This window comes from Bacillus gaemokensis (assembly GCF_001590835.1).
Taxonomy (GTDB): domain Bacteria; phylum Bacillota; class Bacilli; order Bacillales; family Bacillaceae_G; genus Bacillus_A; species Bacillus_A gaemokensis.
Map to the genome: position 1 here is coordinate 474,915 of NZ_LTAQ01000012.1, position 22,314 is coordinate 497,228.

Below are 22,314 nucleotides of genomic sequence, written 5' to 3' on the forward strand. Positions count from 1 at the left end.
GTTCGGAGAAGAATCGTTTGAAATAATAAAACCTTTTCTATATGATAAAGGTAAAGGTTAGTAAAAAAGTAGGTGAATTTATGACAGTAACATTTTATTCATATCCAAAGTGTGGCACATGTCAAAAAGCAAAAAAATGGTTTGAGGCAAACGATGTAGCATATGAAATGATTCATATTGTTGAAAATCCACCGTCTAAAGAAGACTTACGTAATTTGCATACGAAAAGTGAATTACCATTAAAAAAATTCTTTAACACAAGTGGAATGCGTTACCGTGAACTTGGCTTAAAAGATAAGTTAAAGGATGCGAGCGAAGACGAAATGTTTGAGCTATTAGCATCTGATGGCATGTTGATTAAACGTCCAATCGTAACAGATGGAACGAATGTAACACTTGGTTTTAACGAAGAGCAATTTGAAAGTGTGTGGAAAAAGTACCAATAAGGTATTTTTACATAATTAATACATTCACTGGAGGTACAGTCATGAGCATTCCAAATCATTTACGTTACTCTGAAGAACACGAATGGGTAAAAACTGAAGGCAACCAAGTTGTTATCGGTATTACTCATTTCGCACAAAGTGAGTTAGGCGATATCGTATTCGTTGAACTTCCTGAAGTAGGTGCAACAATTGAAGCTGACGAGCCATTCGGAAGCGTAGAATCTGTTAAAACAGTTTCTGAATTATACGCACCTGTAAGTGGTAAAGTTGTAGCAGTAAACGAAGAATTAAGTGACCAACCAGAACTTGTTAACGATTCTCCATACGAAGGTGCATGGATGGTTAAAGTTGAACTTTCTGATGCAAGTGAAGTTGAAAAGTTATTATCTGCAGAAAAATACGCAGAAATGACAAACCAAGACTAATTTGAGTCGAAATAAAAAGGACAGCCTATGTGCTGTCCTTTTTATTTTGTACGAAGTGAGCAAGCCGCTTGCGCTTTTCTTGATCTAGCTCTAGCGGCAAGAACAGTCGGCCGTTTCACTCCTTCCTATGAGGCAAAGAGCGCCTCTACGTCAGGAGTTCCAACGTCCTCTTGTTCTGAACGAGCCGCTTGCGCTTTTCTTTGTCTAGCTCCGCCTCCTAGCCCCTCATGTCTAAGAACCTTCCGCAAAAGAAGACAAAAAGCGTCTTCTATGCGAAAGAACTTTAGCCACCGGGGCTAAACAGTCGGCTCCGCTTTTCTTTGCAAAAATAAACAGGAAACAACATGAAAAGAACGAATATACTATATACTAAGTTAAAGGTTGTACAGTATATGGTGATCGGGTGATGACATATGGTCTATGTAGAAAAAGTCATTATTGTCGAAGGTAAATCAGATAGAAGAAAGATTGAATCTATTATTCGAGAACCGGTGGAAATTGTTTGTACAAATGGTACAATTGGTTTGTCGAAAATGGATGAGCTCATTGATCAGTTTTTTGATAAAGAAGTATATGTGCTAGTAGATGCTGATGATGCAGGAGAAAAGTTAAGAAAGCAATTTCGTAAAGAGTTTCCGCAAGCCGAGCATATTTATATTGATCGTTCGTATCGTGAAGTGGCAACTGCTCCTTCTAATCATTTAGCGAATGTACTATGGGGAGCTGACATTGACGTTTATACAGAATATTTACGGTAAGGAATGATAGAAGTGATTGATTGGACAGGTGCTGAAGCTACATTTGCAATAGCAAATCAAGAAAAAACAGTGTTATATGTATATACACCAATGTGTGGAACATGCCAATTAGCAAAGAAGATGTTAACAGTTGTAGAAGTGGCTATATCAGATTTGGAAATTGGAATGTTAGATTTGAATTATGCTCCGCATTTGGCTCGTGAATATGAGGTGGAAAGTGTACCTTGCTTACTTGTATTTGAAAATGGGACACTTACAAAGAAAATATATGCATTTCATTCGGTTGAATATTTATATACAGAATTACAGTAGGCGGCAAAGTTTTTGCCGCCTCGACATATTTCTTGGGAAATATGTCGAGGGATAGAAGGGCTACGTTATTTGTCGAGAGAAAGTAACAGGATTGCTCTTTGGTAGAAGGGAATGGTATTAGTAGAAAGTGATATGAAGGATGTGACTGGAATGAGATTATATTCGTTGCTTCAATCATTTGTAACTTATGCTAATGGACAATATCATTTAGAGCCACTTCTAAGGCAAGGAGAAAAAATAATTAATATTCGTTTTGGAGATGAATGTTATTCACTTCAAATTTCAAGAGAGTATATACAACTTTTGAAGGATGCAAGAGGAACAGAACAAATCGTTTGCTTACTGGAAGAAGATTTAAGACGATTAGTGACTGGAAAAGTTCAGTTGCAAACACTAATCAATAGTGGAAGTGTTCATTATTCGGGAACATATCGCACAATGTTATTGTTGGAATCTGTATTTCATATATGTAAACCCATGCAAGTAGGTGCTTAATATTCTGAAGGTTCTTTTTTTACGAAAATTTCTGTTGACATAGTGAATGTATATTGATACAATTCAAGTCATAAAATATAGACAATTTCATAAATTTTAAATCAGACGAAAATTGAATCTGATTTCTCTTATCAAGAGAGGTGGAGGGACTGAGCCCTGTGAAACCCGGCAACCGTCAACTTTTATGTTGAAATGGTGCCAATTCCTGCAAAGCGAATGCTTTGAAAGATGAGAGAAAGGGATAATGTTGATATATGCATATAAACCTTTCTGCTCATTCTAAAAGCGGAAAGGTTTTTTGTTGTTTGAATGAGGAGGACATTCGGATGACGAAAGGAGCCATCAATAATTTAGCTCCAGCGGCTAGAATTTTGTATCCTGCATGAAAAGATAAAAAGAATGTGTAGGGGCAGAGCTAAGCAAGCCGCTTGCGCTTTTTAAGAAATCCAGCTTCAGCAGCTAGAATGTTCGGCGGCTTCGCTTCTTCCTACGAGGCAAAAATTGCCTCTATGTCAGAAGCTCCATCCTCCTCACATTCTGAACGAGCTACTTGCGCTTTTTAAATAAAAAGGGGTGATACACCATGATTTTATTAGAGAATGTAAAGAAAATATATAAGTCAAAAAGCGGTGATGTTACTGCTGTGGATGACGCCAATTTAAAAATAGATAAAGGCGAAATCTTTGGTGTGATTGGTTATAGCGGTGCTGGGAAGAGTTCTTTAATTAGATTGTTTAACCAATTAGAGAAACCTACTTCGGGCCAAATTACGATAGCGAATCGTGTTATTTCTGCGATTACAGGGAGTGAGCTTCGAAAGGCGAGGCAAGAAATCGGAATGATTTTTCAGCATTTCAACTTACTTTGGTCACGAACTGTACGTGAAAATATTGCTTTTCCGCTTGAAATTGCAGGAGTGGATAAAGCGCAGCGAAGAAAGCGTGTTGATGAGCTAATTCGTCTTGTTGGATTAGAAGGAAGAGAAGAGGCATACCCATCTCAATTAAGCGGTGGTCAAAAGCAGCGCGTGGGGATTGCAAGAGCGTTAGCAAACAATCCAAAAGTACTCTTATGTGATGAAGCAACATCAGCGCTTGATCCAGAAACGACAGATCAAATTTTAGATTTACTACTAGATATTAATAAACGTCTTGGCTTAACGATTGTATTGATCACGCATGAGATGCATGTCATTCAAAAAATCTGTAATCGTGTTGCGGTAATGGAAAAAGGAAAGATTGTAGAAAGCGGGCCTGTACTAGAGGTGTTCCGTAATCCTAAACAAGAGATTACAAAGCGATTTGTACAACAGATAACAGATTCTGAAGATACAAATGAAACAATTGAAAGCTTGTTAGAAAAATATCCAGATGGAAAAGTCATTCGTTTACAGTTTATTGGCGATTCAGTAGAGCGTCCTGTACTGCAACAATTAATGAGACGTGATGATATAGAGGTAAGTGTATTACAAGGGAATATTGCCCAAACAAACAATGGTTCTTATGGAAGTTTAGTTGTTCACTTAAATGGTGAGGAAGCAGCGATCCAGCAAGCGATAGTAGGAATCAATCAAGAGCAAGTAGAGCTGGAGGTGATTGCACATGGATAATTTATTATCTAATGTTGATTGGAATAAAATGCTAGAAGCAACAGGTGAGACATTATACATGACGGCAATTGCAGCACTTGCCACATTTGTTTTAGGTCTTATTTTAGGATTATTACTCTTTATGACATCAAAAGATAATTTATGGGAAAATAAAGCAGTGCACACTGTGATTGGAGCGTTCGTAAATATCTTCCGTTCCATTCCGTTTATCATTTTAATCATTTTATTAATTCCATTTACGAAGATTCTTCTTGGAACAATTCTTGGGGCAAGTGCAGCACTTCCAGCTTTGATTATTGGAGCAGCACCATTTTATGCAAGGATGGTTGAAATTGCTCTTCGTGAAATTGATAAAGGGGTTATTGAAGCTTCAAAAGCAATGGGAGCAAAAACGAGCACGATTATTTTGAAGGTATTGATTCCAGAATCATTGCCGGCACTTGTTTCAGGCATTACAGTAACGACAATTGCGCTTGTAGGTTATACAGCAATGGCAGGTGTTGTTGGTGCTGGAGGTCTTGGTACACTTGCTTATTTAGAAGGATTCCAGCGTGGAAATAACGATGTGACAATCGTTGCGACAATTTGTGTATTGTTAGTTGTTTTCTTAATTCAATGGCTTGGGGATATTGTTACAAATCGAATTGATAAACGGTAAAAATATATCTATATAAAAAGGGAAGGGTGTTTACAACATGAAAAAATTATTACTTGCAGCACTTATTACAACGTCAATTTTTGGTTTAGCTGCTTGTGGGGGAAAAAGCGACAAAGGTAACGATGAGCTTGTTGTCGGTGCTTCTAACGTGCCGCACGCTGTTATTTTAGAAAAGGCAAAGCCTTTACTTGAGAAAAAAGGTATAACACTAAAAGTTGAAAAGTTTCAGGATTACGTACTGCCAAATAAATCATTAGCGGATAAAGAGTTAGATGCGAACTACTTCCAGCACATTCCTTACTTAGAGAAAGAAATAAAAGATAAAAAATATGATTTTGAAGTAGCAGGGAAAATTCACTTAGAACCAATCGGTGTATATTCTCAAAAGTATAAGAATTTAAAAGACCTTCCAGATGGAGCGACAATCATCATGAGTAACTCTGTTGCGGATCATGGACGTGGTTTAGCAATCTTGCAAAAAGAAGGTATTTTAAAAATTAAATCTGGTGTGACACCTGTCAAAGCAACGACAAAAGATATTGCGGAAAATCCGAAAAACTTGAAGTTTAAAACGGATATTGAGCCTGGTTTATTACCACAAGTGTATAACAATAAAGAAGGCGATGCGGTATTAATTAACTCAAATTATGCAATTGATGCGAAATTAAACCCGGAGAAAGATGCAATTGCTATTGAAGGAAATGATTCTCCATATGCAAACGTTGTAGCAGTTCGTAAAGGCGATAAAGACAAGAAAGAAATTAAAGCACTTGTAGAAGTGTTGCATTCGAAAGAGATTGAAGACTTCATTAATAAAGAATATAAGGGAGCGATTGTTCCTGTTAAAGAATAATTGCTTAAATAAGGGCTGGTAAATGCCAGCTCTTATTTTTTACCTATTAAAATTTGTTAAAGGTCGTAATAAGTTGAATTGTGAACCCAAGACCTGTACATAACGAGAGTTCTGAAAATTAAGAAAAAGAGGTATCATCATATGAAGAAAATCATACTATCAATTTTTATAGCAATCTTTGTATTTGCATTAGCTGCTTGCGGCGGGAAAGATGAAAATACACTTGTTGTCGGTGCTTCGAATGTACCGCATGCTGTTATTTTAGAGAAAGCACAACCTATCTTAGAGAAAAAAGGTATAAAATTAAAAATTGAAACATTCCAAGATTATGTGTTACCAAATAAAGCATTAGCAGATAAAGACATTGATGCAAACTACTTTCAGCACATTCCATACTTAGACAAAGAGATTGAGGAAAAGGGATATAAAATTGTAAATGCAGGGAAAATCCATTTAGAGCCAATGGGAATCTATTCTAAGAAATATAAAAGCTTAAAAGACCTTCCAAATGACGGGACAGTTATTATGAGTAATAACGTGGCAGAACGTGGACGTATGCTAGCGTTATTACAAAAAGGTGGCGTCATTAAGCTTAAAGATGGTGTAGATATTGTGAAAGCGACAGTAAAAGATATTGTGGAGAATCCAAAGAACTTGAAGTTTAAAACAGATGTAGAGCCTGGACTCACGCCGAAGTTATATGAAAATAATGAAGGTGATGCGCTATTTATTAACTCAAACTATGCGATTGATGCGAAATTAAATCCTAAAAAGGATGCAATTGCAATTGAAGGGGCAGACTCTCCATATGCAAATATTATTGCCGTTCGTAAAGGTGATGAGAAGAAAAAAGAAATTAAGGAACTAGTAGAGGTATTACATTCAAAAGAAATTCAAGATTTTATTAATAAAGAGTATAAGGGGGCTGTGCTTCCGGTAAGTGAATAATAGCAGGAAAGGGCTGGTAAATTCCCAGCCCTTTTTCCTTTATATATAAGAAGAAAGGTGTATCGTAATAGGATGTGAGGGAAATACTTATATACATTTGTGAAAAAATTGTTACATTTTCTCAGCGTTTGCGATATCATTTTATTTGATATAAAATTAGAATGAGAATAAAATGAGAATGTGAATGTTTTAGGAATTTTTAAAATGTATATAGAGGATTAATGGAGGTATTGAGATGACTGGTTCTACATTAACGGTTAAAGACTTACATGTATCAATCGATGGTAAAGAAATCTTAAAAGGTGTAAACCTTGAAGTAAAAGGTGGAGAAATCCACGCAATTATGGGACCTAACGGAACAGGTAAATCAACTTTATCTTCTGCAATTATGGGTCACCCAAAATATGAAGTAACAGAAGGTAGCATCATCATCGACGGTGAAGATGTATTAGAGATGGAAGTAGATGAGCGCGCACAAGCGGGTCTATTCCTAGCAATGCAATATCCAAGTGAAATTAGCGGAGTAACAAACGCTGACTTCTTACGTTCTGCAATTAATGCACGTCGTGAAGAAGGCGATGAAATTTCTCTTATGAAATTTATCCGTACATTAGATAAAAACATGGAATTCCTAGAAATGGATCCAGAAATGGCACAACGTTACTTAAACGAAGGTTTCTCTGGCGGTGAGAAAAAACGTAACGAAATTCTTCAATTAATGATGATTGAGCCAAAAATTGCAATCTTAGATGAAATCGACTCTGGTCTTGATATCGATGCATTAAAAGTTGTATCTAAAGGTATTAACCAAATGCGCGGCGAAGAATTCGGTTGCTTAATGATTACGCATTACCAACGTTTATTAAACTACATCACTCCAGACTTCGTTCACGTTATGATGAACGGTCGCATTGTTAAATCTGGTGGCCCTGAGCTTGCACAACGTCTAGAAGCTGAAGGTTACGACTGGATTAAAAAAGAATTAGGTATTGAAGACGAAACAACAGAGCAAGAAGCGTAAGAGAGGAGCATAAACATGACAATCGGTACATTACCTTTCGATCAAGAAACAATCCGTCAGCGCGCAAGCGAAGTAAACGAAGCTGCTTGGTTGACTGAGTTCCGCTTACAAGCTCTTGCACAAGCAACTGAACTTCCAATGCCAAAGCCTGATAAAACGAAAATTGATAAATGGGACTTTGTTGGCAAAGGCCACACTGCTAAGCAAGAGCCTGTAAGTTCTTTAGAGGAACTTCCAGAAGCAGTGCAAAAGTTAATCGATACAAATAATAGCGTACTTGTAGGACGAAGTGGTACAACAGCATTCGTTTCTCTAGCAGACGAAGCAAAAGAGAAAGGCGTTATTTTCACAGATATCGTTACAGCTGCAACTGAGCATGCTGAACTTTTACAAAAGTATCTAATGAAAGATGGCGTGAAAGTAGATGAGCATCGCTTAACAGCACTTCATGCTGCACTAATCAACGGCGGTGCATTCGTATATGTTCCGAAAAACGTTGTTCTTGAAACACCACTTCAAGCTGTATTCTTAGTAGATGGCGAAGAAGCGAACGTATACAACCACGTACTATTTGTAGCTGATGCTAACAGTTCTGCAACATATGTAGAAAACTACGTAGCGAATGAAACTGTTACAGGTATTGCAAATATCGTGGCAGAAGTAATCGTAGAGCAAGGTGCACAAGTGAAATTTGGTGCGGTTGATCTATTAGCAAAAGATGTAACATCTTATGTGAACCGCCGCGGCGTTGTAGGCCGAGATGGACGTCTTGAGTGGGCGTTAGGTCTTATGAATGACGGAAATACAATTTCAGAGAACGTAACGAACTTAATGGGCGACGGATCATTTGCTGATACAAAAACAGTAACAATTGGCCGTGGTAACCAAACACAAAACTTTACAACAAAAGTTGTTCACTTCGGTAAAAGCTCTGAAGGCTTTATCTTAAAACACGGTGTACAAAAAGATAGCGCAACATCTATCTTTAACGGAATTGGTAAGATTGAACACGGTGCATCTAAATCAAATGCACAACAATCTTCTCGCGTTCTTATGTTAAATGAAAAAGCACGTGGTGATGCAAACCCAATTCTTTTAATTGACGAAGACGATGTAATGGCAGGGCACGCAGCTTCTGTAGGCCGCGTAGATCCACTGCAACTATACTACTTAATGAGCCGTGGTATTCCGAAGCAAGAAGCAGAACGTTTAGTCATCCATGGATTCTTAGCACCTGTAGTAAATGAGCTTCCAATTGAAGGAGTAAAAGCACAGCTTGTTGAGGTAATTGAAAGGAAAGTTCGCTAATGAATATTCATGAAATACGCAAACAGTTTCCAATTCTTGATCAAAAGGTGAACGGTAAACAACTTGTATATTTCGATAGTGCAGCAACTTCTCAAAAACCAATTCAAGTCATTGAAACGTTAGAACGTTACTATAAAGAATACAATTCTAACGTGCATCGTGGTGTTCATACGCTCGGTACGAAAGCTACCGATGCGTATGAAGGTGCACGCGAGAAAGTTCGCAAGTTTATCAATGCGAAATCAATGGAAGAAATTATTTTCACGCGCGGAACGACAACTGCATTAAATACAGTAGCAGCAAGCTATGGACGTGAAAATGTAAAAGAAGGCGATGAAATCGTCATCTCTTACATGGAGCACCATAGTAATATCATTCCGTGGCAACAAGTTGCAAAGGCAACAGGCGCAAATTTAAAATATCTTCCGCTTCAGCCAGACGGAACAATCTCATTAGAGGATGCTCGTCAAACAATTACACCGAATACAAAAATCGTTTCTATTATGTATGTGTCTAACGTACTTGGAACGATTAATCCTGTAAAAGAAATCGCAGAAATCGCTCATCAAAATGGTGCAATCATGGTCGTTGATGGTGCGCAAAGTACACCGCATATGAAAGTGGATGTACAAGATTTAAATTGTGATTTCTACGCATTATCCGCTCATAAAATGTGTGGACCTACAGGTATTGGCGTATTATATGGTAAGAAGGAATTGCTGAACAATATGGAGCCCATTGAATTTGGCGGTGAAATGATCGATTTCGTAGACTTACAAGAGTCTACATGGAAAGAGCTTCCGTGGAAGTTTGAAGCGGGTACACCGATTATCGGCAATGCAATCGGTCTTGGAGCGGCAATTGATTTCCTAGAAGAAATCGGTCTTGATAATATTGAAAAGCATGAACATGAATTAGCGCAGTATGCTTTAGAAAGACTATCAGAAGTAGATGGCGTTACAATTTATGGTCCAAAGCATCGCGCTGGTCTTGTTACATTTAATATTGATGAAGTACATCCGCATGATGTGGCAACTGTATTAGACGTAGAAGGAATTGCGGTTCGTGCCGGACATCACTGTGCACAACCATTAATGAAGTGGTTGAAAGCTTCTTCTACAGCACGTGCAAGCTTCTACTTATATAATACAACTGAAGAAATTGATACATTTGTTGAAGCGTTAATCAAAACGAAGGAGTATTTCACAAATGTCATTTAATAATTTAGATACGTTATATCGTCAAGTTATAATGGATCATTATAAAAATCCACGTAACAATGGCGTGTTAGAAGATAGTGTTACCGTTAACTTAAACAATCCAACTTGCGGCGATCGTATTCAACTTACGATGAAAGTAGAAGATGGTATTGTGCGAGAGGCGAAGTTCGAAGGAGAAGGGTGTTCCATCTCCATGTCTTCAGCTTCCATGATGACGCAAGCAGTAAAAGGAAAGAAAATTGAAGAAGCACTTCAGCTTTCTAAAATTTTCTCTGATATGATGCTAGGAAAAGAGTACGATGACAGCGTAGATTTAGGGGATATTGAAGCATTACAAGGCGTATGCAAGTTTCCAGCACGTATTAAATGTGCAACATTAGCTTGGAAAGCGTTAGAAAAAGGCTTAAACGAAGATAAGTAATGTTAAAGGTTCCTAAACACGAGGTTATCTAAGGAGGGACATACCAACATGGCGAAGAAACTGCCAGATATCGGCGATTATAAATATGGTTTCAAGGACAAAGACGTTTCGATTTTCCGTGCTGGACGCGGTTTAACAAAAGAAATCGTTGAAGAGATTTCACGTATGAAAGAAGAACCACAGTGGATGTTAGACTTCCGTTTAAAATCACTGGATAAGTTCTATGAAATGCCAATGCCACAATGGGGCGGCGACTTAAATGACTTAAATTTCGATGAAATTACGTACTACGTAAAACCATCTGAGAAATCTGAGAAGTCTTGGGATGAAGTACCTGATGAAATTAAAGCTACATTTGATAAATTAGGTATTCCAGAAGCTGAGCAAAAATATTTAGCTGGTGTATCTGCACAGTACGAATCTGAAGTTGTATACCACAACATGAAAGAAGACCTAGAAGCTCTAGGAATCGTCTTCAAAGATACAGATAGCGCATTAAAAGAGAACGAAGATATTTTCCGTGAGCATTTCGGAAAAGTAATTCCGCCAACAGACAACAAATTTTCTGCATTAAACTCTGCAGTTTGGTCTGGTGGATCATTCATCTACGTTCCAAAAGGTGTAAAAGTTGATACACCACTTCAAGCGTATTTCCGTATTAACTCTGAGAATATGGGACAATTCGAGCGTACGCTTATTATCGTAGACGAAGGCGCACACGTACACTACGTAGAAGGTTGTACAGCACCTGTTTACACAACAAACTCACTGCACAGTGCGGTAGTAGAAATCATCATTAAGAAAGATGCATATTGCCGTTACACAACAATCCAAAACTGGGCGAACAACGTATACAACCTAGTTACAAAACGTGCTGTTTGTGAAGAAAACGCAACGATGGAATGGATTGATGGTAACATCGGATCTAAATTAACGATGAAATACCCAGCAGTTATCTTAAAAGGCGAAGGCGCTCGTGGTTTAACATTATCTATCGCGATTGCTGGTAAAGGCCAACACCAAGATGCTGGTGCGAAAATGATTCACTTAGCACCAAACACATCTTCAACAATCGTTTCTAAATCGATTGCGAAACATGGTGGTAAAGTAACATACCGTGGTATCGTACACTTCGGACCAAAAGCGACAAACTCTCGCTCTAACATCGAATGTGACACGTTAATCATGGATAACCAATCTACATCTGATACAATTCCTTACAACGAGATCAAAAACGATCACGTTTCACTTGAGCACGAAGCGAAAGTATCAAAAGTATCAGAAGAACAATTATTCTACCTAATGAGCCGTGGTATTTCTGAGCAAGAAGCTACAGAAATGATCGTAATGGGCTTCATCGAGCCATTCACTCGCGAACTTCCAATGGAGTACGCAGTAGAAATGAACCGTCTAATCAAGTTTGAGATGGAAGGTTCTATTGGTTAAGTAGAAATGCGGAGCCGACTGTTCAGACCCGTTGGCTAAGGTTCTTTCGCACAGAAGATGCTTTTTATCTTCTGGTGCGGAAGGTTCTTAGACATGAGGGTCTAGGAGGCAGAGCTGGACAATAAGTAGAATTAAGGAAGCGCCCTGCTAAGCAGGGCGCTTTTTTATGTGGTGATTGGTTTTTCAGGGGCATACCTCACCGGATTTTGCACCTTTAAAAAGGGTAACATGTTCAATTTTTATTTTATAATACAGAAAATTTTGAATCAAAATGCTTTACGTTGATAAATGATTAATGATACTCCCCATGAAATGATATAAACACATACGATAATAATCATAGCTATGGCATACAAAGTAGGTATAGATAAGCTGAAAATAGCATCGGTAACTGTACTAAACTCTGTTGCAAGAAATTGTACAGCAGGTGGACCGAGATAAACTGAAGCTAAAAATGAAACGATGACAATGGACGACATATGCTTTTGCTTAAATTGATAAAATAGTGGAAATGTAACGGCTGCAAATAGCAAAAATAGTGCATTGCCCATTACAATATGCTCTACAGTAAATGACTTTTGGAAGATGATAAGCATGACACTTGTTACAGAAATTGCCAACAACATGTAAACAATTGCCCCAATATAGCGTGAAGCGACAATTTCCTTACGGGTATATGGTAAAGAATTTAATAAAATATTTGTTTCAGTTTTTTCGTCATAGGCATGCGTATTAAAAGGAATAAAAATACTTGTAATTGTAAAGACCAAAATAGGGTGCGTGTTCATCACAATAAAAAAGACGATACAGCCTAAATAAATGAGCAATTGTTTTTTTTGTAAAATTAAATCGCGTTTGATTAAATTAAGCATGATGCCCTACTCCTTTCGAGTAATACATGATGTCCTCTAATGAGGCGCGTTCAATCATAACTTCATTACCAAAAATTTGTTCAACTTCAGTTACATTATTCGTTAATGCCTCAAAGCCAGTCGGTGCACGATGAACATGCACAAAGGCTTTTTCTGTATCACGGTCTAATAAATCCGTACTCCCTTTTACTAAGGCATAGTTTTCCTCTACCTCATGAATTGAATGATTAAAGATTAATTTTCCCTTTTTTAAAAAGGCAATAAAATCAGCGATGCGATCTAAATCCGTCGTAATATGTGTAGAGAAGAAAATTGTGCGATTACCATCAAGCATTAATTCATGCAGTAAATCGAGTAACTCACGTCTAAATATTGGGTCTAAGCCCGCTGTTGGCTCATCCATAATAATCAACTCGGCATGATGTGATAACGCAAGCGCTAATGAAGCTTTCATCTGCATCCCTTTTGAAAAAGTTTTAATCGCTTTATTCATTGGCAATTCAAACTGTTCTATATAGCGCTTAAATATCGTTTCGTCCCAATTTTTATAAGCAGGCGCGACTATACGCTTAATATCCTTTAGATTTAAGCCTTCATAAAATACGTTACTATCAAAAACAAAACCGATGCGCTCTTTAATTTCTTTTTCGTGCGTTGCGTAGTCTAAGCCGAAAATTTTAACCTCGCCCGCATCTGGCTTTAATAAGTTCATCATCATTTTAATGGTTGTCGATTTACCGGCACCATTTGCGCCGATGAATCCTGTTACAAATCCTTTTTTGATTTGTAAATTTAATTGCTTTATCGAAAAACCTTGAAGTGTTTTACTAACATTGTGTAGCTCTACTATATTCTCCATACATCTTACTCCTCATATAAAATAGTTAATAATTCCCGCAGTTCCGTTAAGGGTAGCCCAATTTCCTTACTATTAGTAATGACAGACAATAATTGTTCTTCAATCACTTTTAATTTTTTCTCACGTACTACATCTAAATTTTGTTCAGCAACAAAAGAGCCCCGACCTACAATTGAATAAATAAATCCTGCTTTTTCTAACTCCTCATATGCGCGTTTTGTCGTAATAACACTAATTTGCAAATCTTTTGCGAGTTGGCGCATTGACGGGAGGGGCGATCCCTCTTTTAAATCACCAGTTAAAATTAGCGACTTTATTTGATTTTTAATTTGTTCGTAAATTGGCTCCTTAGAACTATTTGAAATAATTATTTGCATGCAAATCCCTCTTAGTCTCTATATTGTATATACACTATATGTACAATATACACATTTTGTATCAGAAATGCAATGATTTTTCAGAATTTTTTATAAAGAGTATTGATGTAAATGAATAGTAGGTTTAATCATGGGAGTGGGTATAGGGATGAAAGTGTTAATATGGGATAAATCCCCTCGAAAAGAACAAGAAGGATACATAGAATTTTTAATAGTAAATATAATCTTTTAAGGATGGTTTTAATATCGTCCATTACGGGTTATGCCTAATGCACTTGACTTTGTTTCCTTTCGTTTACCAAGTGGTTTTCTGGAACTGGATAATAAAAGAAATGCGAAAGCGCCCTGCTCAGCAGGGCGCTTTTTTATATTGTGAATAAATATATCGGCGATTTTCCTGATATATCGGCGGTTCGACACAACATATTGACCGTTCTACAATATACGATAAACGGAAAAGCTCTTACGGCACCTAAAATCCAAAAGCCCCAATAAGAAAAGGAATAAGTAAGATGAATATAACGGCGATGAGCGGAACGAAAATACCGACAAACTTCCATTTACTCGGTTCGTTTTTTATTATGGCGATCATGCTGAGTATGAGACCGAGGATGATGCAAGCGATGCTAGTAAAAAGGAAGATGCTATCTAAAGCGGTTGTAATGAAAAAGCTGGGTAGAAAGAAAATAAGTCCAGCTAATGTAATCGATAGAGAGAGTAAGCTATATTTGTTAGCCAAATAAATCACCTCCGTACATATATTTTAGTGTAAAAATTTTCTAATTGAAAGTTATCTTTTTGCTTTTTCTCTTAATGAGAGTACAATGTAAAATAGCAAGAAAAGGCGAAAAGTATTTACAGGATTATTGCATTCCTGTAGCGTAAAATGCAGTAAGGAACTGAGAGGAGGTTTTTTCTCTGAATATAAATAAAGAAGTAATTCTTCACCTTTATCATACAAACGATATACATAGCCATTTTGAAAATTGGCCACAGATTTCTCGGTTTGTACTAGAAGAGAAAAAGCGCCGGCAAGCAGCTGGAGAGGCTGTTTTTACACTAGATATTGGCGATCACGTAGATCGTTTTCATCGTATAACGGAAGCGACAAATGGACGGGGAAATACGAAGTTATTAAATGAAGCGTTATATGATTATGTAACGATCGGAAATAATGAAGGAATTACGTTAGCGAAAGAGCATCTAGACCACTTATATGATGAAGCGAAATTTGAAGTACTTGTAGCTAATTTATTTGAAACAAATGGAATGCGTCCGAAGTGGGCAGAAGCTTATACACTTCATACGACTGCAGACGGCATTACAATAGCCTTTATTGGTTTAACGGTGGCGTATCCTGAGTTTTATGAAATGTTAGATTGGCATATTGAAGATCCAATTGAGCATTTAGAATTGATTTTAGAAGAAGTAAAAGAGCAAGCAGATGTTACTGTCGTTCTTTCTCATCTTGGAAAGAATGCAGATGAATATATGGCAGAGCATTATGATATTGATGTGATTTTAGGAGCACATACGCATCATTTGTTTGAGCACGGTGTTCTTATGAATGGAACTCTTCTTTGTTGCGGAGAAAAGTGGGGGCACTACGTTGGTCATGTTCAGCTAACGGTAGATAGAGAGACAAAGAAAGTCGTGAAAAAAGACGGAAGAGCGATTGCTACAAAAAGTTTGAAAGTTTCTGGAGATGCATTACCGACGATTGAAGCGTTGCAAGAAGAAAGTAAGAAAATTATGGAAGAGCCAATTATTGATTTGAAGGAGCCATTGCCGATTGATTGGTTTCAGGAGACGACATTTTCCAGTATGTTAGCAAGTGCACTTAAAAGATGGTGCAATGCTGAAATTGGGATGGTTAATGCGGGTGTGCTGTTAGACGGATTGGAAGAAGGCATTGTCACACGCGGGGATATCCACAGGGTTTGTCCACATCCTATTAATCCATGTGCTCTGCAAATGAAGGGAAAAACATTACGAGAGGTTATTTTAAAAGCACGTCGTCCAAACATGGAACAACTTGAAGTAAAAGGACTCGGTTTTCGCGGGAAAGTGATGGGGAAAATGATCTATGCTGGTGTAGAAGTCATTCCAGATACGATTCCTGGAAATAAAATTTTACTTGAAGATGTGCTCATTAATGGGGAATCTTTAGAATTAGATCGTATATATACTGTCGGGACAATCGATATGTTTACATTCGGTTACTTATACCCAGAGCTATCCACACTTTCTGAAAAACAATATTATATGCCAGAATTATTGCGAGATGTTTTAATGGAGATGTTGATAACTTATACATCTTCAATCAAACTATAGGCTAGTTAACCTGTAACACTCATTTTTCTCTTGTCATAAAGATAAGAAAGAGAGGAGTGTAGGAACTATGGTTAATGTAGAGCCAATTTTTATTGATAATCATACGTTTATAGCTGTTAGCGTAAAGCTTCCGAAAACAAATTTGCTGGCTGTTATGAGCGATAAAGGATATATTATGTGCGGAGCGTTAGATGTCGATCTATTAAACGAGAAGTTAGGGGATCGAGGAATTATTGCCGGCCGCGCAGTTGGGGTAAGAACAATTGAGCAGCTGTTAGAAGCACCTCTTGAATCGGTTACTACTGGAGCGGAGGCTTTAGGCATTCCAGCAGGAACAATTGGAAAAGATGCGTTATTAAAAATGATATAAGTATATATCGTCCCTCTTTCTTGCATAGAAATGATATAAGAAGGAGGGTTTTGTTATGCGCACATTTCGCCCAAAAGCTTCGCGGTTTCGAAGGGGACCGCTTCCCTTTCGGCATGTACTACTTATTTCGTTTATCATTTTTTTGCTTATGACGTTGCAGGGATTATGGCTTGTGAATAAAAGTATTCAGCCCACATTAATAAAATATGGGGAAATGCAGACGAAGAAAATGGCAACAGTTGTAATGACAAAGGCGGTAAAGGACCGGATTAATGAAGGGTTCGATGTGGATTCATTGATGAAGGTGCAAAATGATAAGAACGGTAAAGTATCGACAATCGATTTAAATACAAAGCAAGTGAACGAGATTTTAACATCGACGACTGCATACATAGAGAAATATTTGCATCAAGTGGAGAAGGGAGATATGAAAGCGCTCGGTCTTCCGGAAGAAGGCGGAGTGTCGATGTCGGTTCCTCTTGGGCGTATAACGGATAATGCACTCCTTGGTAATTTAGGACCAGATATCCCAATTAACTTTACAACAATTGGTCATGTGGGTACAGATATTAAGCAAAACGTGAAACCACATGGGATTAACAATACAGCGATTGAGGTCATTATGGAAGTGGATGTAACACTGCAGATTATTATTCCATTTCGTACAAAAGAAGTTACAGTAAAACAACATATACCGATTGCGACGCGAATTGTGCAAGGTGAAGTGCCGGCGTATTATGGAAGCGGTGGTGTTGTTGTACCGGATAAAAAAGATAAAAAAGCAGATGATTAAATTGAAGTAAATGTCTGCTGTATTTCTACAATATACTTCGCTCCCCTTTTTACTACTAGATAAAAAATTATTCCTTTTATAACAAGGTAAATAATTCCTTTTTTCATAGTAGAATAAATGAAAGGGGGAGATAATGATTAGCGAATCAATAAGTAAGAAAATGAATATCATATCTATTTGTTTGAGTGTAGTTCAGGCTATATTATTTTTGGTTTTATCTTTTGTTGATTTAAATATTAAAGGGGCAGTATTTGAAATATTAGTAACTACGTATTTATTACCTGCATGTGCAATTTTGTTTGCGTTTTTAGGTATAAAACATGACTTAAGTAAATGGGCGTGGATGAGCATTGTAATGAGTTACGTATTTCAAATTATTTTAGGAATATTAATTATGTCTGGTGGAATATAGAAAATAACCGCAGCTGTTAAGCTGCGGTTATCTTTTTAAACTCGCACGTTCTTTCCGCTCCCACAAACGTAAATGGATATAAGGGTCAAATGCCCATTCTGTATAGCCGTTGTCTTTATACATTCCAAAGTGCAAGTGCGGAGGGAACTTCCCCGCTGTTCCAGGAGGACCGTAACCGGTGCTACCTACGAAGCCGATAGGAGTTCCAGGTTCTACAATTTGTCCAAGTTGTATATTTTTAGAAAAACCGCCTAAATGTGCATAATAATGATAGTTGTTATATAAATCACGAATTCCAATACGCCAGCCGCCAAGGCGATTCCAGCCTTTCGTTTCAATAATGCCATAGCAAGTTGATCTTACTGGTACGCCATAACCAGCAAAAATATCGGTGCCTTCATGGATGCGTCTTCCGCCAAAGCTTCGTCCAGCGCCAAAGGTACTGCGGTAGCTATGATCACTGTGGATAGGTAGAGGAAACGCATTCCCTTCTAAGTTGATACGACCGTAGTGTTGATACAAACGGGCGTATTCCATAATCAATTCTACTGTTTTTGCACGTTTATAGTATTCCCAGAGCATAATTTTAATCCGATCTTCTATAATCCCTTGTTTCTTTATGATAGTAGACATCGTGTATAAAATATCTCGATCGTTGTTTGAGTTTGCAAATCCGTCCTTATCACCATCTAAACCAATTCCTCCAAATAAAGAAATGGTGTGGGGCAATGTATCATTGTAAGTACCATTAGCTGGTCCAGCCCACATTTCTGGTTTAAAGTAAATGGATACGATAGCATCAGGTTTTTTGGGGATATCTCTTCTTACGCTTCGTATATTTCGTTCATACTGATCAATAGCAGCAAAATAATACCAAGGGATGCTAGAAGATTGCTCTGTTTCTTTATAAAGTGTCATGCGTTTTTCATATATGCTTTGCTGATCGACTTCACCATAAACAATCCCTTGCTGAAGGAGAAAGCAGATAGAAAGCAAAAGAGAAATTCTTCGAAGCATGAAAATGGACTCCTTTCACAACATCACTCTTTTTAGTGTGGGATATACGAGATATTTCATTATAGTAAATCATTGGTAAAATTTCTGGGAATCTTCATTTGAGCAAATCGCTTTCATACGTTAGAATAGATATGTTACATTGAAAGAAGCGAACACGGTAAACTATTTCATATTGTGCGGAGTTGATAACATGACAAAACAAACAGAATACAAGCGCAAGCCCGAATGGTTGAAAATTAAGTTAAATACAAATGAAAACTATACAGGCTTAAAGAAAATGATGCGTTCTAAGCAGCTTCATACCGTTTGTGAAGAGGCAAAATGTCCCAATATTCATGAATGCTGGGCTGTAAGAAAAACAGCAACATTCATGATCTTAGGTGCGGTTTGTACACGTGCTTGTCGTTTTTGTGCGGTTAAAACAGGCTTACCAACAGAGCTTGATTTACAAGAACCAGAACGCGTAGCAGATTCTGTTGTACAAATGGGCTTAAAACACGTTGTTATAACAGCGGTTGCACGTGATGATTTAAAAGATGGCGGAGCAGCTGTTTTTGCTGAAACAGTACGCGCTGTTCGTCGCAAAAATCCATTCACGTCCATTGAAGTTTTACCATCTGATATGGGTGGGGTAGAAGAGAACTTAAAAATGTTAATGGATGCAAAACCTGATATTTTAAACCATAACATTGAAACAGTAAGTCGATTATCTGACCGAGTTCGCGCTAGAGCAAAATACCCTCGTTCATTAGAATTTTTACGTCGTGCAAAAGAAATGCAACCTGATATTCCAACTAAATCTAGCATTATGGTGGGATTAGGTGAAACAAGAGAAGATTTAATTGAAGCAATGGACGACTTACGTGCGAACAATGTGGATATTTTAACGCTTGGGCAATACTTACAACCATCTAAAAAGCATTTACCAGTTATTAAATACTACACACCAGCTGAATTTGCAGAGCTTAAAGAAATTGCACTTAGCAAAGGATTTAGCCACTGTGAAGCTGGCCCACTTGTTCGTTCTTCTTACCATGCAGATGAGCAAGTACGTTCTGCAAAAGAAAAAACAGCAGCAGCGAAATAATAGTAAAAAATTCTTCTTAGTGTGAATACTAAGAAGGATTTTTTTACTTGAAAAACAAACCGTCCAGACGGTATAGTAAATGTGGGGTGAGGAAATGGGAAAAGATAAAGCGAAGCAAACGCGTAAGGCAATTTTACAAGCAGCATCTAGTCTTGTGTATAAAGAAGGTGTGAATAAACTAACGCTTGAAGCGGTAGCAAAGCGAGCGGGTGTTAGTAAAGGTGGTTTGTTGTACCATTTTTCGAATAAAGATATCCTTATTGCGGAATTAGTTAAATGTGCAAACGAAGAATATGTAAATGATATAAGAGAACTAGCAAATCAGGATATGAATCAAAGAGGAAAATGGACGCGAGCTGTCATTCAAGCTGCTACATCTGAGGAAGAATATAATCGAATAGAAAATTTTGGTTCTGGGTTGTTAGCTGCAATGGCCACCAATCCAGATTTATTAACAGAAATACAAAAGCAATATGTAAGTATTCAAAATGAAATTGAGCATGATGGATTGGATGCTGTAGAGGCGACGATTGCTCGTCTAGCGGTAGATGGGTTATATTACGCAGATATGTTTAGCGTAGCGCCTATTCGTGGTGAATTAAGAGAAAAAGTAGTAAACAGACTGATGAAAATGACAAAGGAGGAATAGTATGAAAGCCTTTCTCTTTTTAGCGATTGCAATTGTAAGTGAAGTGTTTGGGACATCTATGCTCAAGGTATCAAATGGTTTTACGAAAGTGTTACCGAGCATCGGGGTAGTTCTAGGTTTCGCCTCAGCATTTTTCTTCCTTTCTAAATCGTTACAGCAGATACAACTTAGCACAGCGTACGCGATTTGGTCAGGAGTAGGTACAGCTTTAACAGCATTAATTGGTGTACTTGTTTGGAAAGATGCTTTTACGTGGCAAACAGCTGTGGGATTAGTACTTATCATAGGCGGAGTAGCAGTACTAAATATGTCTGGATCGAGTGCTCATTAAAAAGAGGGCTGAATCATCAGCTCTCTTTCCTATATTCTAAAACCTTATTTTGACATGTGGATAAAATCTTTTTCAATTCTTCTGTGGATAATTCAATTGTAAATTCGGGAACACCAGGTGAAATTAAAATTTTGCCATAAGCATAGACAGAACTATCCACAATAATAGTTACATCCTGTGAATAGCCAAAAGGTGCGACGCATCCAGGAATACATCCTGTTTGTTCTCTTAGTTCATCAGGTGAACAAAGGGATAAACGCTGTCCGGTTATTTCTTTCATCTCGTTTCTATCAAGACGAGTTCCTTCTAGTGTAAAGAACACGTAATAAGATCCAGACTTTGATTTTAAAAATAAGCTTTTACTTGGCGCACCTTGCAAACCGAGGCGCTCACGAACGATTCGATCCGTTTCGTAATCGAGAACTGGTTCGTGTTCGAATTTTTCGTAGGAAGCATTCGTTTTATGTAATAAAGAGATTATTTCTTCGTACATATTTTGGTGATACCCCTTTCTATATGTGGTGCATTTTTGTCATCACTTTCTTTAAATTTTTTCGCGCTTAAAATTGTATATGTTAAAAATTCTCCGTTATGAAAAACTCTGTATGTCGTAAAGGCACAAAGAGCATATTGCGTATCTTCTCGCGATGTCAACTGAATGTATTTGATAGGGATGTTCCTGTTCAATATGATTTGGTGACATGATCTTGAGCAGCATTTTTCCACAATCTGTGGATTGTCGTTTGTTCATCAATTGTAATTTCATAGACGTCAGGATTGCTTAAGTTTTTCCATTCTTGAAAGCCAATCCGATCATCAAAGTACTTTAAAATAATCGCTAGTAAATTTCCATGTGTAACAAGTAATGTTACCTGATGTTCTTGTTGTAAAATATCTTGAATCAGCGACGTAGCACGGTTCATCGCTTGTTTTGTTGACTCTCCGCCTGAAAAGGCAATATCTATATTTGTAAAAGTATATTCTAGTTTGTGTAGCCAATCTTCCATTGGAACACTGCTTAATATGCGTTCCGTTAATCTTTCATCTTTTTTGATTGGTAATTTGGTTTGTAATGCAAATGGTTCAATGGATTGAATTGCTCGGGTAAAAGGGCTTGAGATAATAGACTGTATTTGCAGGTTATTATTTATGAGAAACTTAGCAAGATTGTTTGCTTGCTCTTTCCCTAGAGTCGTTAATTCTGCCTCTTGCTCTTGCCCGGTAGCTGAGCAGTGACGCACTAAAATAAGCTTTTTCAACATCCATCCCTCACTTTTTCAAGTTGACCATAAC

The 22,314-nt window shown here is 37.5% G+C and carries 29 protein-coding genes and 1 riboswitch; of the genes, 22 read left to right on the forward strand and 7 right to left on the reverse strand.

The annotated features are described in order from the left end of the window. The first annotated feature begins 80 nt into the window (after window positions 1-80). The 14 genes from AZF08_RS13470 to sufB all read left to right on the forward strand — a co-directional run bounded on the left by AZF08_RS13470 (window position 81) and on the right by sufB (window position 11,920). Window positions 81-446: an arsenate reductase family protein gene (locus AZF08_RS13470; RefSeq protein WP_033673571.1), complete on the forward strand. Its 366-nt coding sequence runs from the start codon at window positions 81-83 to the stop codon at window positions 444-446. Between the two features lie 41 nt (window positions 447-487). Beyond that, window positions 488-871, forward strand: coding sequence for a glycine cleavage system protein GcvH (gene gcvH / locus AZF08_RS13475; protein ID WP_033673075.1), 384 nt, complete (start codon window positions 488-490; stop codon window positions 869-871). A gap of 413 nt (window positions 872-1,284) precedes the next feature. Then, window positions 1,285-1,629 carry a toprim domain-containing protein gene (locus AZF08_RS13480; RefSeq protein WP_033673073.1) on the forward strand — a complete coding sequence of 115 codons (345 nt, stop codon included), beginning with the start codon at window positions 1,285-1,287 and terminating at the stop codon, window positions 1,627-1,629. Window positions 1,630-1,632: 3 nt separating this feature from the next. Continuing rightward, window positions 1,633-1,941: a thioredoxin family protein gene (locus tag AZF08_RS13485; protein ID WP_200875204.1), complete on the forward strand. Its 309-nt coding sequence runs from the start codon at window positions 1,633-1,635 to the stop codon at window positions 1,939-1,941. A 150-nt stretch (window positions 1,942-2,091) separates the two neighbouring features. Next, entirely contained in the window at window positions 2,092-2,436 is a 345-nt protein-coding gene (locus AZF08_RS13490) for a hypothetical protein (RefSeq protein ID WP_033673570.1), read from the forward strand. A gap of 125 nt (window positions 2,437-2,561) precedes the next feature. Continuing rightward, a riboswitch (SAM riboswitch) is annotated at window positions 2,562-2,671 on the forward strand. A 348-nt stretch (window positions 2,672-3,019) separates the two neighbouring features. Then, complete coding sequence (locus tag AZF08_RS13495; RefSeq protein ID WP_033673071.1) at window positions 3,020-4,045, forward strand: methionine ABC transporter ATP-binding protein; 1,026 nt, start codon at window positions 3,020-3,022, stop codon at window positions 4,043-4,045. After that, the gene (locus AZF08_RS13500; RefSeq protein WP_033673069.1) at window positions 4,038-4,703 is read left to right on the forward strand and encodes a methionine ABC transporter permease; all 666 of its coding nucleotides are present in this window, start codon (window positions 4,038-4,040) and stop codon (window positions 4,701-4,703) included. Before AZF08_RS13495 ends, AZF08_RS13500 begins: the two co-directional genes overlap by 8 nt. Window positions 4,704-4,740: 37 nt before the next feature. Continuing rightward, complete coding sequence (gene metQ, locus AZF08_RS13505) at window positions 4,741-5,556, forward strand: methionine ABC transporter substrate-binding lipoprotein MetQ (RefSeq protein ID WP_033673068.1); 816 nt, start codon at window positions 4,741-4,743, stop codon at window positions 5,554-5,556. Between the two features lie 141 nt (window positions 5,557-5,697). After that, entirely contained in the window at window positions 5,698-6,504 is an 807-nt protein-coding gene (gene metQ, locus AZF08_RS13510) for a methionine ABC transporter substrate-binding lipoprotein MetQ (RefSeq protein WP_033673067.1), read from the forward strand. Between the two features lie 235 nt (window positions 6,505-6,739). Beyond that, on the forward strand, window positions 6,740-7,525 hold the full coding sequence (gene sufC, locus AZF08_RS13515; protein WP_033673066.1) for a Fe-S cluster assembly ATPase SufC: 786 nt from the start codon (window positions 6,740-6,742) through the stop codon (window positions 7,523-7,525). Between the two features lie 15 nt (window positions 7,526-7,540). Continuing rightward, window positions 7,541-8,833, forward strand: coding sequence for a Fe-S cluster assembly protein SufD (sufD, locus tag AZF08_RS13520; RefSeq protein WP_033673065.1), 1,293 nt, complete (start codon window positions 7,541-7,543; stop codon window positions 8,831-8,833). Beyond that, complete coding sequence (sufS, locus tag AZF08_RS13525) at window positions 8,833-10,053, forward strand: cysteine desulfurase SufS (RefSeq protein WP_033673064.1); 1,221 nt, start codon at window positions 8,833-8,835, stop codon at window positions 10,051-10,053. The genes sufD and sufS overlap by 1 nt, the downstream gene beginning before the upstream one ends. After that, window positions 10,043-10,474 carry a Fe-S cluster assembly sulfur transfer protein SufU gene (gene sufU / locus AZF08_RS13530; RefSeq protein ID WP_033673063.1) on the forward strand — a complete coding sequence of 144 codons (432 nt, stop codon included), beginning with the start codon at window positions 10,043-10,045 and terminating at the stop codon, window positions 10,472-10,474. The genes sufS and sufU overlap by 11 nt, the downstream gene beginning before the upstream one ends. Before the next feature lie 48 nt (window positions 10,475-10,522). Next, window positions 10,523-11,920, forward strand: a complete 1,398-nt coding sequence (sufB, locus tag AZF08_RS13535; RefSeq protein ID WP_033673061.1) for a Fe-S cluster assembly protein SufB — start codon at window positions 10,523-10,525, stop codon at window positions 11,918-11,920. A 266-nt stretch (window positions 11,921-12,186) separates the two neighbouring features. On the opposite strand, the gene AZF08_RS13540 is transcribed toward sufB, so the two are convergent. From AZF08_RS13540 to AZF08_RS13550, 3 genes are read right to left on the reverse strand one after another with little or no spacing between them, the layout of a single operon-like run. Beyond that, window positions 12,187-12,792 carry an ABC-2 transporter permease gene (locus tag AZF08_RS13540; RefSeq protein ID WP_033673059.1) on the reverse strand — a complete coding sequence of 202 codons (606 nt, stop codon included), beginning with the start codon at window positions 12,790-12,792 and terminating at the stop codon, window positions 12,187-12,189. Next, a complete protein-coding gene (locus AZF08_RS13545) occupies window positions 12,785-13,651 on the reverse strand; it encodes an ABC transporter ATP-binding protein (protein WP_033673056.1) in 867 nt (288 codons plus the stop codon). Before AZF08_RS13545 ends, AZF08_RS13540 begins: the two co-directional genes overlap by 8 nt. A 5-nt stretch (window positions 13,652-13,656) precedes the next feature. Then, entirely contained in the window at window positions 13,657-14,028 is a 372-nt protein-coding gene (locus AZF08_RS13550; protein WP_033673054.1) for a GntR family transcriptional regulator, read from the reverse strand. A 512-nt stretch (window positions 14,029-14,540) separates the two neighbouring features. Between AZF08_RS13550 and AZF08_RS30475 the strand changes: the two genes are divergently transcribed. The 5 genes from AZF08_RS30475 (at window position 14,541) to AZF08_RS13575 (ending at window position 17,937) form a co-directional block, all read left to right on the forward strand. Continuing rightward, complete coding sequence (locus tag AZF08_RS30475; protein WP_033673052.1) at window positions 14,541-14,771, forward strand: hypothetical protein; 231 nt, start codon at window positions 14,541-14,543, stop codon at window positions 14,769-14,771. A 196-nt stretch (window positions 14,772-14,967) separates the two neighbouring features. After that, complete coding sequence (locus AZF08_RS13560; RefSeq protein ID WP_082245993.1) at window positions 14,968-16,362, forward strand: bifunctional metallophosphatase/5'-nucleotidase; 1,395 nt, start codon at window positions 14,968-14,970, stop codon at window positions 16,360-16,362. A 67-nt stretch (window positions 16,363-16,429) separates the two neighbouring features. Continuing rightward, on the forward strand, window positions 16,430-16,732 hold the full coding sequence (locus AZF08_RS13565) for a YunC family protein (RefSeq protein WP_033673048.1): 303 nt from the start codon (window positions 16,430-16,432) through the stop codon (window positions 16,730-16,732). A gap of 55 nt (window positions 16,733-16,787) precedes the next feature. After that, the gene (gene yunB, locus AZF08_RS13570; RefSeq protein ID WP_033673046.1) at window positions 16,788-17,525 is read left to right on the forward strand and encodes a sporulation protein YunB; all 738 of its coding nucleotides are present in this window, start codon (window positions 16,788-16,790) and stop codon (window positions 17,523-17,525) included. Between the two features lie 133 nt (window positions 17,526-17,658). Next, window positions 17,659-17,937, forward strand: a complete 279-nt coding sequence (locus AZF08_RS13575; RefSeq protein WP_033673044.1) for a hypothetical protein — start codon at window positions 17,659-17,661, stop codon at window positions 17,935-17,937. A gap of 27 nt (window positions 17,938-17,964) precedes the next feature. On the opposite strand, the gene AZF08_RS13580 is transcribed toward AZF08_RS13575, so the two are convergent. Beyond that, window positions 17,965-18,954, reverse strand: a complete 990-nt coding sequence (locus AZF08_RS13580; RefSeq protein ID WP_033673042.1) for a M23 family metallopeptidase — start codon at window positions 18,952-18,954, stop codon at window positions 17,965-17,967. 190 nt (window positions 18,955-19,144) lie between these two features. Between AZF08_RS13580 and lipA the strand changes: the two genes are divergently transcribed. From lipA to AZF08_RS13595, 3 genes are all read left to right on the forward strand, one after another. Continuing rightward, window positions 19,145-20,041, forward strand: a complete 897-nt coding sequence (gene lipA, locus AZF08_RS13585; RefSeq protein WP_033673040.1) for a lipoyl synthase — start codon at window positions 19,145-19,147, stop codon at window positions 20,039-20,041. A gap of 94 nt (window positions 20,042-20,135) precedes the next feature. After that, window positions 20,136-20,690 (forward strand): TetR/AcrR family transcriptional regulator, encoded by a 555-nt coding sequence (locus tag AZF08_RS13590; protein ID WP_033673038.1) that lies wholly within the window; start codon window positions 20,136-20,138, stop codon window positions 20,688-20,690. Window position 20,691: 1 nt separating this feature from the next. Beyond that, window positions 20,692-21,021: a DMT family transporter gene (locus AZF08_RS13595; RefSeq protein ID WP_033673036.1), complete on the forward strand. Its 330-nt coding sequence runs from the start codon at window positions 20,692-20,694 to the stop codon at window positions 21,019-21,021. Window positions 21,022-21,037: 16 nt separating this feature from the next. On the opposite strand, the gene AZF08_RS13600 is transcribed toward AZF08_RS13595, so the two are convergent. The 3 genes from AZF08_RS13600 to AZF08_RS13605 are packed head-to-tail and all read right to left on the reverse strand — an operon-like array spanning window position 21,038 to window position 22,280. Further along, window positions 21,038-21,514, reverse strand: a complete 477-nt coding sequence (locus AZF08_RS13600) for a YbaK/EbsC family protein (protein WP_033673035.1) — start codon at window positions 21,512-21,514, stop codon at window positions 21,038-21,040. Then, window positions 21,499-21,747 (reverse strand): YoaP domain-containing protein, encoded by a 249-nt coding sequence (locus AZF08_RS28680; protein ID WP_235190020.1) that lies wholly within the window; start codon window positions 21,745-21,747, stop codon window positions 21,499-21,501. The genes AZF08_RS13600 and AZF08_RS28680 overlap by 16 nt, the downstream gene beginning before the upstream one ends. After that, window positions 21,705-22,280, reverse strand: a complete 576-nt coding sequence (locus tag AZF08_RS13605) for a histidine phosphatase family protein (RefSeq protein ID WP_033673569.1) — start codon at window positions 22,278-22,280, stop codon at window positions 21,705-21,707. The genes AZF08_RS28680 and AZF08_RS13605 overlap by 43 nt, the downstream gene beginning before the upstream one ends. Window positions 22,281-22,314: the final 34 nt, after the last annotated feature.